This is a genomic window from Pontibacter sp. CAU 1760, assembly GCF_054482735.1.
The window spans coordinates 17,047-30,982 of record NZ_JBTLRL010000017.1 but is presented as its reverse complement, the minus strand read 5'-3'; the positions used below and the strand labels follow the sequence as shown (position 1 = coordinate 30,982).

Annotated in this window: 13 protein-coding genes; 4 read left to right on the top strand and 9 right to left on the bottom strand. The window is 52.5% G+C overall.

Annotated elements, in window-relative coordinates:
* Window positions 1-85 precede the first annotated feature (85 nt).
* Entirely contained in the window at window positions 86-358 is a 273-nt protein-coding gene (locus tag ACXYMU_RS18705; protein WP_458987942.1) for an acyl carrier protein, read from the top strand.
* Between the two features lie 67 nt (window positions 359-425).
* On the opposite strand, the gene ACXYMU_RS18700 is transcribed toward ACXYMU_RS18705, so the two are convergent.
* On the bottom strand, window positions 426-1,181 hold the full coding sequence (locus ACXYMU_RS18700) for a metallophosphoesterase family protein (RefSeq protein WP_458987941.1): 756 nt from the start codon (window positions 1,179-1,181) through the stop codon (window positions 426-428).
* Between the two features lie 3 nt (window positions 1,182-1,184).
* Window positions 1,185-1,940: a nucleotidyltransferase gene (locus ACXYMU_RS18695; protein ID WP_458987940.1), complete on the bottom strand. Its 756-nt coding sequence runs from the start codon at window positions 1,938-1,940 to the stop codon at window positions 1,185-1,187.
* Between the two features lie 402 nt (window positions 1,941-2,342).
* Between ACXYMU_RS18695 and ACXYMU_RS18690 the strand changes: the two genes are divergently transcribed.
* Window positions 2,343-3,272, top strand: a complete 930-nt coding sequence (locus ACXYMU_RS18690; RefSeq protein WP_458987939.1) for a hypothetical protein — start codon at window positions 2,343-2,345, stop codon at window positions 3,270-3,272.
* Window positions 3,273-3,338: 66 nt separating this feature from the next.
* Here the strand turns inward: ACXYMU_RS18690 and ACXYMU_RS18685 are convergent, their stop codons facing one another.
* Together ACXYMU_RS18685 and ACXYMU_RS18680 are read right to left on the bottom strand one after the other, a co-directional pair.
* On the bottom strand, window positions 3,339-4,166 hold the full coding sequence (locus ACXYMU_RS18685) for a glycoside hydrolase family 25 protein (protein ID WP_458987938.1): 828 nt from the start codon (window positions 4,164-4,166) through the stop codon (window positions 3,339-3,341).
* A 38-nt stretch (window positions 4,167-4,204) separates the two neighbouring features.
* Window positions 4,205-5,326 (bottom strand): alanine racemase, encoded by a 1,122-nt coding sequence (locus ACXYMU_RS18680; protein WP_458987937.1) that lies wholly within the window; start codon window positions 5,324-5,326, stop codon window positions 4,205-4,207.
* Window positions 5,327-5,579: 253 nt separating this feature from the next.
* Here ACXYMU_RS18680 and ACXYMU_RS18675 point away from each other — a divergent pair, with 253 nt between their 5' ends.
* Window positions 5,580-6,116, top strand: coding sequence for a CopD family protein (locus ACXYMU_RS18675; protein WP_458987936.1), 537 nt, complete (start codon window positions 5,580-5,582; stop codon window positions 6,114-6,116).
* A gap of 247 nt (window positions 6,117-6,363) precedes the next feature.
* A complete protein-coding gene (locus tag ACXYMU_RS18670; protein ID WP_458987935.1) occupies window positions 6,364-6,507 on the top strand; it encodes a hypothetical protein in 144 nt (47 codons plus the stop codon).
* Between the two features lie 182 nt (window positions 6,508-6,689).
* On the opposite strand, the gene ACXYMU_RS18665 is transcribed toward ACXYMU_RS18670, so the two are convergent.
* The 5 genes from ACXYMU_RS18665 to ACXYMU_RS18645 form a co-directional block, all read right to left on the bottom strand.
* The gene (locus tag ACXYMU_RS18665) at window positions 6,690-7,601 is read right to left on the bottom strand and encodes an AEC family transporter (protein WP_458987934.1); all 912 of its coding nucleotides are present in this window, start codon (window positions 7,599-7,601) and stop codon (window positions 6,690-6,692) included.
* 75 nt (window positions 7,602-7,676) lie between these two features.
* Window positions 7,677-9,260, bottom strand: a complete 1,584-nt coding sequence (locus ACXYMU_RS18660) for a T9SS type A sorting domain-containing protein (protein WP_458987933.1) — start codon at window positions 9,258-9,260, stop codon at window positions 7,677-7,679.
* Between the two features lie 127 nt (window positions 9,261-9,387).
* Complete coding sequence (locus tag ACXYMU_RS18655) at window positions 9,388-11,292, bottom strand: DUF294 nucleotidyltransferase-like domain-containing protein (protein ID WP_458987932.1); 1,905 nt, start codon at window positions 11,290-11,292, stop codon at window positions 9,388-9,390.
* Window positions 11,292-11,990 carry a 3'-5' exonuclease gene (locus tag ACXYMU_RS18650; RefSeq protein WP_458987931.1) on the bottom strand — a complete coding sequence of 233 codons (699 nt, stop codon included), beginning with the start codon at window positions 11,988-11,990 and terminating at the stop codon, window positions 11,292-11,294. The genes ACXYMU_RS18655 and ACXYMU_RS18650 overlap by 1 nt, the downstream gene beginning before the upstream one ends.
* Window positions 11,991-12,148: 158 nt before the next feature.
* Entirely contained in the window at window positions 12,149-13,927 is a 1,779-nt protein-coding gene (locus ACXYMU_RS18645; RefSeq protein WP_458987930.1) for an aminopeptidase P family protein, read from the bottom strand.
* Window positions 13,928-13,936 lie beyond the last annotated feature (9 nt).

The following is a 13,936-nucleotide window of genomic DNA, read 5'->3' as shown; positions in this document are numbered from 1 at the left end:
GGGCCATTGGCCTTCGCTTTCTTCAAAACATCTGCCTTCTACATCTTGTTGATAGCAACATTAGTAAAATCTTACTCTTATTGAAATGACAACTACAGCAATACAAACCCCGCAAACCATAGAGAAAAAGGTTGTAAACGTGATCAGCAACATCACCAAATTGCACCCCGAACGGTTGACCAAGGTAAGAGACCTGACCGCGCTTGGCCTGACCATACTGGATGTGGTGGATGTGATTTTGAAACTGGAGAAAACCTACCACCTCACCATACCCGATGAAGTGCCCGTTTATACGCTGGATGATTTTGTAAACTTTATTCATCAACAGCTGGTCGGGCCTGCCGTAGTTCGACATTAGAATCCCCTATAAACAAGAAGGAGCCGCAATTAAACCTGCGGCTCCTTCTTGTTTATACCTCTCTTGTTTATACCTCTAAGATGTATACCGGTGGGTCAAAGCCCTCTCTCATCAGTATTGGCTTCGATACATTATAAACCTTCACACCTTTGGTGGTTTCTCCTTCCAGCGTACCGATGTGGGCATGGCCATGAAAAGCAGCGACCACCCCACGACGGTTAATTGGCTCTGCTAAACGCGAAGACCCCAGGAAAGGGAAGATCTGCTCAGGCTCTCCTTCCACCGTCGCTTTGATGGGGGCATAGTGCAGCACCGCAATTTTCTTTACGTCGGTATATTCGCTTTCGAGGCGGGCAAGGGCTCCGTCCAGCTTCAGCGACTCATCCACCGCCTCCTGTACAAAGTCTTTGATCTGCTGCTCCCCGAACATCCCCAGCATCCCACGGTCGAAGCCGCCGCCAAAGCCCTTTACACCGGCAAACCCCACATCGCCAAACACCACGCAGTCGCCGTCCAGCATGTTTACGTTCACTTTCTGCAAGGCCTTACGGATACCTTTCTGATGGTCGCGCTCACAGTCGTGGTTGCCCAGCACCGCCACCACCGGGATGCTGCAGGCCTTTAGCTCTTCTGCCAATATCTCTGCTTCTGACGTGCGGCCTGTGTCCGTCAGGTCGCCACACAGCAGCAGCACATCCGCCTTCTCAGACACATGAGCAAAAAAGTCTTTCCATTTCCCGCTGTCCGTCTCCCGCACATGTATATCCCCAATGGCTGCTACCCTGGTTTTCTGTCGTTTATGCGCTGGCTTTTTTTCTTCCATTTTCTAGACTGATCTGATGGTTACTACCTTATAATCCCATTCGGTCACATCGGTTGCATACTGGGTCTGGTCGATGAGGGGGCCGCGGCAAATCTTCTCTTTTGGCAAGGGCATATCGTACTGCTCCTTGGCCCGTACCAGCAGCTCATCGAAGAGCCACTTAGGCACGGTGTCGCGCTCGGAGGGGTATACGAACTGAAACGAGAGGAACTGCGCCAACAGCAGTTGCCAGTGCACCTCAATATGCTGCCAGAGCCATTTCCAATCCAGGTGCTGCCCGTAACGGAGCATGATGTGGTTGATATCGCCGCCGTCGTAGCGCTCCCGGTTCTGCACGTATAGCTTCGACCAGATGAGCGCTTCGGCAGGTATAACTTGCACCTGTATCCCCAACATCTCACTTTGTACCGCCCGCTCAAACCAGGACTCGTCGACGTGGCAATGGTTGCCGGGGTTGTTAAAGATGATGTCCATGAAATGGTCTCCTTTAATGGCTTTTGCCAGCCAGCGCGCATCCGTCAGTTCCGTCTCGAAGCCGTTGTCCTGGAACTGCTTCAGCATGCGGGGCAGGTCGCCGGACTTGCAGAAGATGTCCAGGTCCTTGGTATCCCGCATGAGGTCGGTGTACAGGCGCAGCGCAAACCCTCCTCCCACCAAAAAATCGATGTTGCTCCCGGAAAGCAGTGTCAGGGTCTCACGGTAAAACTCATGCGCCGCCTGCCGCTGGATGCCATCGTTAATCTCAATTACTTTTGCCATACTACTCTTGTTCTATCAACTGGTGCGTATAAAACTTGCTTCTTGGGCATGAGACAATAAAGCCCGGCTATCGCCCCCCCATAATTGTACTCCGCTAACCCATGTGCGTAACCAACATTTACTACAATATGGGTTCCTTTGTTGTGCGGAATAACTCTATCACACAACATTTTATCCCCTTGAATACACCTAAATGCTATTCCGGATTATTTAAATCCAATTTTATGTATACATGTGTTTAGTAGCAGCAACTGTGGCATTTACGTTAGAGAGGCTGCTCTAAAGCAGCGGTGTGACCATCACCACAAACTCGCCGGTCTACAGGCTACAAAATGCCTAACCCCACGCAACTGTGTGCGTTAAAAAAGAGAAACTGTGTTTCAACCTATTAAATCTAAAGCTATGAACAGTAACTTCTCCGGCCGCGATAGCGGTCATTTCCGCACCCACCGTTCCGATCGATACCGACATCCTGAGCAGGACAGCGAGTACAGATTCGACGATTATGGCTCCTCAGCCCGGGGAGGCTATGGCAACGAGGGCAATGCGGGCACCTGGGGGAACCAAGGCAACGAAATGGGCGGCTCGCGGCGCACGCAAGGCCGTGATCAGCAGAACAGCTCCTACAGTGCCTCGCGCAATTATGGCAACATGGGCAGCTACGGTGGTGCGCAGGGCTATGGCAGCGCAAGAGGCGGTTATAGTTCTCAGCGCAGCCACGGTTCGGATGACCGCCATGACTACGACAGCGGCATGGGGCAACGCAACCGCGGCTATGGATCCTCGGGTGGTCGCAGCTACGGTTATCAAAGTGACTTCGACAGCCACGGGTCTAACCGGGGCCGCTCGGGGTCTGATGAAGGCAACTATGGCTCCTACGCCTCCAGAAGGTTCCAGGGCTCTGACCAGGGCAGGTATGACTTCGACGAGGATGATTTCAACTCGCGGCGGGGCGGTTCCCGTGGCGATAGCGGGTATAGCTCAAGAGGAAGCAGTTACAGCGCTGACCGCTACAACTCTCCAAACTATGGCGGCTCCGAAGGCAGCTATATGGGCAGTGGCTACAGCCGTCGCTCAGAAGGAGGCGACCGGCAATCGCGCGGCAACTACGGCTCTTCCGGCTATTATGGCGGGGATTCAAGCAGCAACTATGGCCAGGACGAGCCTTATGGCATGAGTGGCTACTACAGCGGTGGATACGGTCGCAGCGGCTCATCCGGGTTTGGCGGCTCCGACAGAAACTACCTGGAGAGCGAAAACCGGGGCCGCACCGTAGATCGTGACCGGGATAGGAGAAACCCGGAGCGTGGCTACGATGGCAGACACTTGTAAGCTAAACTTTGCGTATAAAACAGGTATGGCGCAGCAGATTGCTGCGCCATACCTGTTTTATACCACTTATTGCACACAAAAGCTCTTGAGCTCCCGCATGCTGCCGTAAAACACATTGCAGTCCACATCGCCATGGATGCCCTTGATAGCGCCTCCGTCAGTGTGTTGCCAGAAGGCAAGCCGCAGTGTGTCGCTTTTCTCCAGCCGCAGTTTCTTTACCTTGTAGTGGGCAATCCAGAGCGGGTAAAGTGAGAACTCGCCAGCCAGGTAATCTTTGTAAAAGGTATAATTGGTATAGATGATGGGTTTAACGCCGTATGCCTCCTCAACGTGGTGTAACCATACCTTCAGGTCAGCTTGAAACTCTTTCAGAGGCCTTCGCCCCCGCACCTCCACATCCAACACAGGCGGCAGATCGCCTTTCTGCAATTGCACGGCACCGATGAAATTGGCAGCCTGCTTCTCCGGTTCGAGGTAAGGGAGGTAAAAATGATAGGCACCACGCACAATCCCCACCTTACCAGTGCCTTCCCAATTGTGAGAAAACTGCCTGTCTACTAAGGTGTTCCCCTCGGTAGCCTTCACAAAGGCAAAGCTTATCTCATTCTCCCGTACAAGTTGCCAGTTTACCTTGTCCTGGTAATGCGACACGTCCACGCCGTATATGCTATGCCCCTCTGGCCAGACCAGTTTCCGCTTTTCCGCAAAGAACTCCACGTAGAGCACCACTAAGCCCAGTACAAACAGCGCACCTACCCCGATCCAGAATTTATAAGGATTTTTTTTAACCGGTTTCTTCTTCTTCTTCGGCCTCGGAGGAGTTTTAGGGCTGGCTTTAGCAGGCGCTTTTGAAAGGGGTACCTTCTTAGGCGGATAGTTTGGCGGTATGCTCATGGGGACTTGCGTGTTGCAGGGCAGTTTTTACAAAAGCATTAGAGCACAACCAATTCACGCTGTGGCAAACCCGAGAGGTGTTCCAGGTATTCGCCCTCTGTTGTGAGGTAGCCTTTCATCAGGTCGGCGGTGAGGCAAGCATGCACGGGCAGGATGCCAATCACATCCCCGATATGGTATTTTTCAAACTGCTCTGCCGAGGCTTTTATCACACCGTGCTCCTGCGATAGCGATACCAGGTCGATGCCATTCACAGGGGAAGTCCAGCCTTCAGCAGTAAATTCGACCACTCGGCCATATATCACAGAGCTATCTTCCTGAGGCAGCGCATCTTTCGAGAAATGCACGCTGCCGCCGTATATAATTATTTCGCGACGCTTAGGGTGCTTGGCTACCACCGGGCAGGCCACGCACACAGCCACGTCATCGAAGCTGCAGGACCCGATGCGCTGTTGGGTCAGGTCATAGAAAACAAAGTTGCCTGGCCGGATCTCATCAACGCCGCTCAGGTCGCTCAGGATGCTGCACGAAGGCGTGTCGCCGATGGAGAGTTGCAAGTCCGGGAACTGCTTATTGTACCGCTTTCGCAATAATTGCAGCAGATAGACTGTGGTGTTATGTATGGTTTGAATGGCATAGGTATCGGTTTGCTTGTAGGTATGGCCGTCATGTGCCACAAAGCCCGCAAACTCCAGCATGTCGCTGGCCTTTATTTTATCCAGTATCCGGCTAATCTCTTTGTGGTTGTTGGCCAGCACACCCGTCCGGCGGTAGCCCGTATCAATCTTGAGCCACAGCTGCACCGGGTGCTTCAGGCCACTCGAAAGGGCTTCCACTGTTTCCACGTTCACGGCAAGCAAATGCAGTTTGATGCGCGCAGCAAGTTCGTTCATGCTGTCGATCTCCAGCACATTGGCCGGAAAAGCCACCATGATATCTTTCCAGCCCTGGTTGGCAAAGTAACGCGCCATCCGGACAGACGACACCGTGATGGCATCAATATCAAACTGACGAAACCACGCGCCCACCTCCGCTGACTGATGCGTTTTGAAATGCGGACGCAACCGGACGCCATTCCCCCTCGCTTTCTCCACCATCCTGCTGATGTTGTTCAAGCTCTTCTTCTTATCCAGTAGTAGTGTTGGTGTGGTCAATCTCATAAATCAAAAACACAGTTTTTGTGGCAAATTCTGTGAAGTTACACAGGTTTAGCCAAAAAGTCACGCCAAATGGTTATGTTTCGGGTAACAATTGTTGCGCCCTCAACTTAAATCCCGTGCATTCGTGCCATATCAAAAATAGAACTATTGGTAGGCGTTTAGGTTTAAAACGCAGCTTTGCTTTGCCATTTTCTGGAGGGAGGTGCTTGTTAGGGCTTAATGCTTACCTTTGCAAAAACCTGTGTTTTCGCCCATGAGCTTTTATTATGTCAAGGCTTTGCACATCATCTTTGTAGTGACCTGGTTTGCGGGGTTGTTCTACATCGTGCGCCTTTTTATTTACTTCGCGGAGGCCTCCAAAAAGCCTGAGCCGGAACGCTCTATTTTGCAGCGGCAGTTTTCCCTGATGCAGAAAAGGCTCTGGTACGGCATCACATGGCCATCGGCGGTGCTTACCCTGATTTTTGGGTTGACCATGCTGCACCTATACGGCTCCATACCTGGTTGGCTTGTCTGGAAGCTTTGCTTTGTGGCGGGCCTGTACGTATACCATTACCTGTGTCATCGCATCTTTAAGCAGCAGCAGCAGGGCGTACTCAAGTATACCTCTACCCAACTCCGCATCTGGAACGAAGTAGCAACGCTTTTCCTCATCAGCATCGTGTTCTTGGTGGTGCTCAAAAGCTCTCTTAGCATGCTGTGGGGGATTTTAGGGCTTATTATTTTTTCAGCTATGCTCATGCTGGCCATCCGGGTTTATAAGCGGCTCAGGGAAGCAAAACGTTCATAGGGCAGAACAAGAGCCCGATAGCACTCACCCGATTGGCTACCCGCCCGAAGTGCCAAAGGGCAGCCATGCTGAAAAAGACATGAGTTGTCACGGACAGGCACGGCTGGAAGAGCAACACTTACCGCTGACGCCGCTGTAACACCAACTTCACCTGGAACCGCCCCAACAATACCTGCACATGGTGGAGTTTCTGGGGCGCTATATTCAGGAACCGAGACAGAGTGTCGCTACCGCGTAGCCCCCAGGTATGAAGGCGCACATTGATGGAGCTATACCCCAACTTCAGGACAGTTTATACCGTCTTCGCCCTGTGATCCAACCCTCTGATGAAGAAGTAACCTCCCTCATGGCCAAAAAAGCTGAAATGGAAACGCCCCTCTTCCCCTTCTAAAACCACCTCCTGATCGAGAACATAAAGCTAGACCTTTAATCGTTTCCGGCTGTTCATTTTTCTAAAAGCGGGATGATCTGTAGCCGTGTGTGTGCCCCGTTTTTAGAATGAGATACGGCTTAACATGTTTCAATGCCATCCTCACGAAGCGATGCGGGCATTCCCTTCATATGAAACATCACTTATATGCCACGGATCATCCAGTACCAGAACATCATAGTCAGGAAGGAGAGCGGAATCCCGAATCCGACCATCATGTTAGCGAGCCGCGGTTTGAGGCCATAGGAAGTAGCCACAATGCTGGCGGTGATCATGGGGGCCATCGCCGCCTCCATAACTGAGATCTGGGCTACCTGCCCTTTGGCTCCCAGCACCTTGATGTAAAGCACATAAATCAGCAGAGGGGCCAGCATCAGCTGAAAAAGCAAGCCCAGTGCCAGGAATTGCCAGTGCTTGCTACGCCGTTCTATGCGCAGTTGCATCCCCACCGAAACCAGCGCCAGGGGCGTAACGGTACTGCCCAGGCGCTGCAGTACATCGCTCACGGCTGCAGGCAGATGTATACCCAGCACATTGAGCAAAAGCGCCAGGCAGAAAACCAGGAAAGGCGGGAAGAAGATTATTCTCCGTGTAATGGCCCCAACATTGGGTTGCCTTTTTGAGAACAGGGCCGCAAGCGCAATCCCAAAGGTAGAAAGCACCACAAACGTACCCGGCTGGTCCACTAGAATCGCTGTTTTCAGGCCATCTATACCATAAATAGCCTCTATCACCGGAAAACCGATGAAGGAGGTGTTCCCCAGTCCGGCCGTCAGGATCAGGCAACCAATCAGTTTACCAGACCAGCCCAGTAGTTTACCTATACTCCAGAAAAAAGCGGCAGAAGCAGCAAAGCAGATCCATGCCACTCCCACAGGCAGCAGCACCGTGCTATCCAGCTTTATCTCCGGAATATAGAAGAGCGCCAGTGCAGGCAACGAGACATAAATAATAAACTGGTTAAGCACCAGTGGCGAGTTGATGGGGAACGCACGCACTTTCTGAAACACGATACCCAAGGCCAGGCACCCGATCAGCAACAGGAGACTACTCATGTATGATGTGGCTGGGAGTTGCAGCTTTTGATAGCCTTAAAGGTACGGCCCGCATCCTTAAAATCCTGAGAGTAATTACTGCAGCACTACCCGCTTCACCACCTGGGCTTCTCCGTTTGTGATGCGCAGAAAGTAAACGCCAGGAGCTAAGTTGCCGGTATCCAGCACATATTCGTCTTCGCCCCTGCGGATTGGCCGCCGCACATCCAGCACATTAGCGGACTGGGCATTGGTGAGCACAAACTGCACTTCGCGGCCTTTCAGCCCGCCCCAGGTTACTCTCAGGTTGCCTCCGGTAGCCGGGACAGGGTATACCTGTATGGCTTTTTCCAGCGCTTCGTTCTTAGTGCCAAGCGGCGCGTTGTAAGAGAGTTTGTAAATGGCGTGGGCCGCATCATCTGAGATGTACAGTTCTCCGTTATTGCCAATCGCCACGTCAACAGGCCTGCTATAGGCTTCTGTTGAGTCGCTGTTCAGGAAACCTCCCACTAAGTCCAGTTGGTTACCGGGTTTGCCGTTAACCCACGGGAAGTAGATGATCTTGTAGCCTGTTGCCTTCGAGCGGTTCCACGACCCATGCAGCGCCACCAGCGCACCGTTCCGGTAAGCCTCCGGCAGCTTGGTATTTTGTGTGAAGTTAAAACCCAGAGGTGCCGAGTGTGCGGGTATGCCTTTGCTGACAGGGTCCATGGTGCTGCAATCCACGGCGCCGTTTTGGTTCAGCTGGTAATCCTTCACAAACGGCATGTTGTCCATGCCCGCGCGTGCATCGGGGTTGCAAAAAGGCCAGCCATAGTTGCCGCCTTCCCGGATCAGGGAAAAGCCCTCCACCGGATTGTTATCGACATAGGACTGCACGACCTTTCCATACATCCCGGTGTTATCGTCGAAGGGGTATGCCACGTTGTCGCGCTGGTTAATGGTTACCCACAGGTCAGTGCTGCCTGGCACAAAGTCCAGCCCTTCGGCGTTGCGGATCCCCTCTGCAAACAGCTTCCGGTTTTTTCCGTCTGCATCATACATGTAAATGGCCCCTCGCTTTGGGTCGCTTTGCGTATCCGAAGCACAGGCATTGCAGGTGGAGGCGATGGAGACGTATAGCTTGTGGTTTTTGTCCAGGGCGATGTTCTTGAGCACATGGCCATAGGAGCCGTTGAGCTCCGACAGGCTCTCGTCAGGCAGGTTAGCGATTACTACCTCGCGGTTGCGGCCCTGCAGATCGCCGTTGGTGTACTCATACCGGTTGATCTGGTTCTTTTCGGCGATGTAAACGTATTGCTTCTCCCCTATCTTATGAAACACGATGTCGTGTGGCCGCTGTAGCCCCTGCACAAAATCGTAGCTGATCACCTTGCCATTTGTGTCCGGCCGCAGTATACGCACTTTACCATCCCAGGGCATCGACACAAACAGGTCTCCGTTGGGCGCCACTGCCATAAAGCGGGCACCGCTCACCCGGGCGTAAACCTCCAGCTCGAAGTTTGGCGGCACGGTGGCAAAACGATCCACATTAAAAGGAGCATTCCGCATTTCTGCGGGTACATCTATTTTAACTGTAACAGAAGCCGGAGGCGGGGTGCCCTGTGCTTGCGCCATACAGGGTATAATAGCTGCCAGCAAGGTATAAAAGGGCAGCTGTAGAAATTGTCTGGTTTTCATAAGAAAGGGTTTCGATACTACTACCTCTATGCAATTCAGGTGAAAAGGTTACTAAAAAAGCAGGGGCATCTGAGGCTTATACCACCTTATACCCCTGCTCCCTATAACCGTGCGGCATTAACATGTCCTATCCAAACAGGGCATTAGTGAACTTCACTTTGATGTTGGTCTGGAAATTGGCGATGGTCTTGAATATCTCCTTGAGCGTCACCTGTTCAATCTTCGTCAGGTTGCGGATGTCGATGAAGTTCTCGGGGGCAACTTTGTCGTTGATAATCTGCACGGCCTGCTTGCGGAGGCGCATGCTCATCAGGTAATAGTACGACTGCATCAGCTCATTGTACTCATGGGGCTTAAACACGCCCTGCTGCATCAAGGCCTCCAGGCGTTCGCCGGTGTTGGTCTTAAAAATCCGGTTCTGCAAAGCATATACCCGCACGAGGTCCACAATAGGCGTCATTGCTTTTTTTATGTTAAATACCTCTTGCGTCCCGACAGTGAATGTTTTGATGTTTTTAAAGTACGTAAGCGGCGGCTCATACTGCATGGCGTTGTTGGCCATGTGGTACAGGAAGCGCCCCAACGGCTTTTGAAGCTCCTCGTCCAGAAACTCCTGCAGCTCCTCCATGATACTTTCCTCGCCATAGATATAGCGGCAGTCAAAGAAAGCGGCAAACTTCATCACCCGGTCCGGGTCCGGCTCATTCATCCAGCTCACGTAGTTGCGCTTCCAGTGCGAGAGCGAGTGCGTCCATTTAGAGTTTTTGGCCATGTATCCGCCTGTGCAGAAACTAAACCCGATCTTATCCAGCCGCTCCGATACCTGGTCCGCGAATTTCAGGAAGTAATCCCGCACCAGTTCCCGCTGCTCGTTGGCTTTGTCCTCGTAGATAATGGCATTGTCCTGGTCTGTCTTGAGGGTCTGCTCCTGGCGACCTTCGCTGCCCAGCACGATAAAGGCAAACTTAGCCGGCGGGGTCCCCATCTCGTCAATCACACTCTCAATCACTTTTAAGGCGATCGTGTCGGACACGGTGGTGATTACTTGGTTCACAATTTCCGGCTTCACTCCCCTGTTCAGCAGCTGGTACACTATTTCTGGCACCTTCTGCCAGCGCTTCCGTAGTTCCTGCACCGAGCGGGCCAGTTTCACTGACTGTATGAACATGAAGGGAGACTGCGCCTGCTCGCTCAGGAGTTTATTGCGACTGATGAATCCGACATATTCTCCAGCCTCTTCCAGGAGCAAATAACGCGTCTGGGTTCGGAACATCAGCAAGATAGCCTCATACACATAATCCTGCGTGCTGATGGACACGATGGGGTTGTCCATGATGCTGCTGATGGGCTGGTGCACGTCTACCTGTTGCGCCACCACATTGTCGCGCAGCGTAATGTCGGTCACGTAACCCACAATCTTTTCCTTCTCATCCTTTACGAAGAGGCAGCTCACCTTCTGCTCCGCCATCCATTGTGCCGCTTTAAAAATTGGCGCAGTGGCGGGGCAACTTGCCAGGGCACGGTATTCCAGGTTCTCTATTTTTCGGGAATAGAGTTCATCGGAAGCAATGTAATTCCGCTCAAAATTGGTTGGCTTTTTTACAAAATGGGAATATTCGTCATCCATCATGCGCTTGCCGAACTCCCCTGTGAAAAACTGGAAAAACTCTTCATTGGTCTGGCAAAGTGCCCGGAAATGCCGCCGGTGGAGGAAATAGACCACGGTGCCCTTCTTGGCGATAACTGAGCGGAGTGACTTTTTGCGGTTGAGCAATACCGATACGCCACCATAGCAATAGCCCGGATGGTGTAGCTCGATTACCCGTTTGTTATGCTCGCTGTCGTAGAAAAAGGCTTCGTACTCGCCGGCCACGATAATATCCACGCCGCGCATTTTAGTTACTTCCTGGTGATATATTGGCGTGTCTTTGGTATAGCGCACTTCCTCCAGCAACTCCGCCACCCCCAGCAGCACATCCTCAGACAGCTCATGGAAAGGCTTCACTGTTTTCAAAAACTCTAATTTGTCCATCAGATCCAGTAGCTAAGCAAAATTGAAACTAACACCATGGCCATTAGCGAGAGCCCGCAGCCTTTCTGTGTTTGTATTTGAGGCGTATGCACCTTTACGGCTTCCTGTTTATCAATCAGGTCATCGCTGATGTCGCCGCGCTGCACCAGCTCAAAAAAGCACCTGGCAGTTGCCTTGGCATCGTAGATAGCATTATGCTGATTTTGCAGCGGCTCCCCAAACAGGCGCTCGTACAACTCCCCTAAACGCAAGTAACGCTGATGTGGCTGCAACAAAAAACCTGTACTGGCGAGCAGGGTACAGAAGAGCGGCAACTCCGGCAATGGGTTAGGCATCGTGGCTCGTTCATAACAGGCCGCTACCATATGGTAATCCAGCTGCATAAAGTGGGCGACCACCAAGGGCTGATAGGCGTCCAGATCTGCTGTCAGTTGTGCCAGAGCCTCCTCACGCCGGATGCCATGTTCCTGTAGGAATTGCGGGGTGATACCGTGTATCTTCATGGAAGCTTTCGAAATCTGGAAAGTGTCGTCGCGCACATAAAAGTTCTCCGACTTTATCTCGCGCCCATCGTTGGAATAAATGGCCCAGGCTACCTGTACAGAGCAGGGCCAGCTTTCGCGGTCAGAATAGGGTGCACTCCAATCGAGGGGGATACCAGTGGTTTCAGTATCTATAAACAGCAAATAGTCTCTCACGGCTTTAAGATACTGATAATTAAGCCAAGTATAAAAGCTGGCTTAGCAATTACTCCATCCCCTACCCCCCATCAGCATATACTGCCAAAAACCGGATCCCGCCAACTGCATCAGGTTGGCGGGATCCGGTGATGTTAAAGCAATTTGGCCGAGCAATATTAAATGGCTTTGGCTTTTTCCTTCAGCCAGGTAAGTTCGCTTTCAGCCAGGTGCGGCCCAAGCTGCGCCACTACCTGCTGGTTGTAGTCATTCAGCCATTTGACTTGGTGCGCTTCAAGCATTTCCTTTTTTACCGGGGTTGTGTCGATCAGGGCCAGTGTCAGGTGCTCAAAGGTATAGAACTCGGCAAACTCGTTTTGCTCATCCTGCACCGTTAGTACCAGGTTCTCGATTCGGATGCCGTGCCTGCCTGCGCGGTAAATCCCTGGCTCCACGGAAGAAATCATACCCAACTCAATGTCTACCGCTGTGGGCGATGGGTTCAGCACATGGGGCCCTTCGTGCACGTTCAGGAAGAAACCCACTCCATGCCCGGTACCGTGGCCATAATTGCGGGCATGGTCCCAGAGTGGTTTGCGCGTGATGGCGTCGATTTGGTAGCCGTGGGTACCTTTCGGGAAGCGGGCCGTGGAACCGTCAATCATTCCTTTCAGCACGAGCGTATAATCCACCCGCTCCTCCTCGGTCAGGTTGCCCAACGAAACCACACGGGTGATATCGGTGGTGCCGGTCTTGTACTGCCCGCCCGAGTCCAGCAGAAAAAGTCCGTTTGGCTCAAGGGTGGCATTGCTTTCCTCGGTGACGCGGTAATGTGGCAGGGCCCCATGCGCTTTGTAGCCGGCAATCGTGTCGAAGCTCTCGCCAACGAAGCCCTCCTGCTCGGCCCGGAACGCCTGCACCTTGTCGGCCACAGATAATTCCGTGATCTGGGTTTTGCCAATGTTCTCCTCCAGCCACTTAAAGAAGCGCGTAAGGGCAACGCCATCTTTCACCATGGTTTTGCGAGTGTTCGCTACCTCCACCTCATTTTTGATGGCTTTGAAGAATGTGGTTGGGTTGGTATCCTGAATCACCCGCACAGATTTAGGCAACTCTTTATATAAAGCATAGCAATTGCGCTTAGGATCGATGAAAATGCTGGCACCGGGAGGTATGTTCGTGATAGCCTTCTCAATCAGGTCGTATGGTTCTAACTCCACGCCTGCCGCCGCCAGTTGTTGCTGGTCTTCGGCGTTGAACTTCGTGGCGTTAGCGAAAAGCATGGCCTTGTCCTGGCTGATGAGCGCGAAGCTCAAGACCACCGGGTTACACTTCACATCGGCGCCCCGCATGTTGAACAACCAGGCCATATCGTCGAGCGAGGAAATAAGGTGATACTCTGCCCGCTGCATTTTGAGCGCAGCGCGCAGCCTTGCCAGCTTGCTGTGGAGAGATTCCCCCACCGTGTCTTCGCTCACTAAAAAAGCGGGAGCCGCAGGCAGCGCAGGCCGGTTTGTCCAGATAGGGTCCAGGTAGTCACGGTCGCTGTTCAGTTTGATGCCCATTGGGCTAAAGTGCTGCTCCAGCAGTTGGGCCAGCCCCACCGAGATAAGCTTTGCATCAAACGCCACAGTGGCCCCATCGGGCAAGCGATCCGCCAACCAGCTGATGTACTCGGGCGCGTGCTGCTGCTGCAGCGGCACCAGTTCATACCCAGAGCCAGCTAACTGCTCTTTTCCCTGTACAAAGTAGCGGGCATCGGTCCAGAGCCCTGCAAAGTCCTCGGTTATCACTAAAGTGCCCGCCGAGCCGGAAAAGCCCGAGGCAAACTCAATGCATTTGTATCTGTCCGGAAGGTACTCGCTGATGTGTGGGTCTGCAGAGGGAATAATGTATGCAGCTATCCCTTCTCCCTTCATCTGGCTGCGGATGGCAGCCAATTTTTCGCTATAGGTCATGTGCTCAGT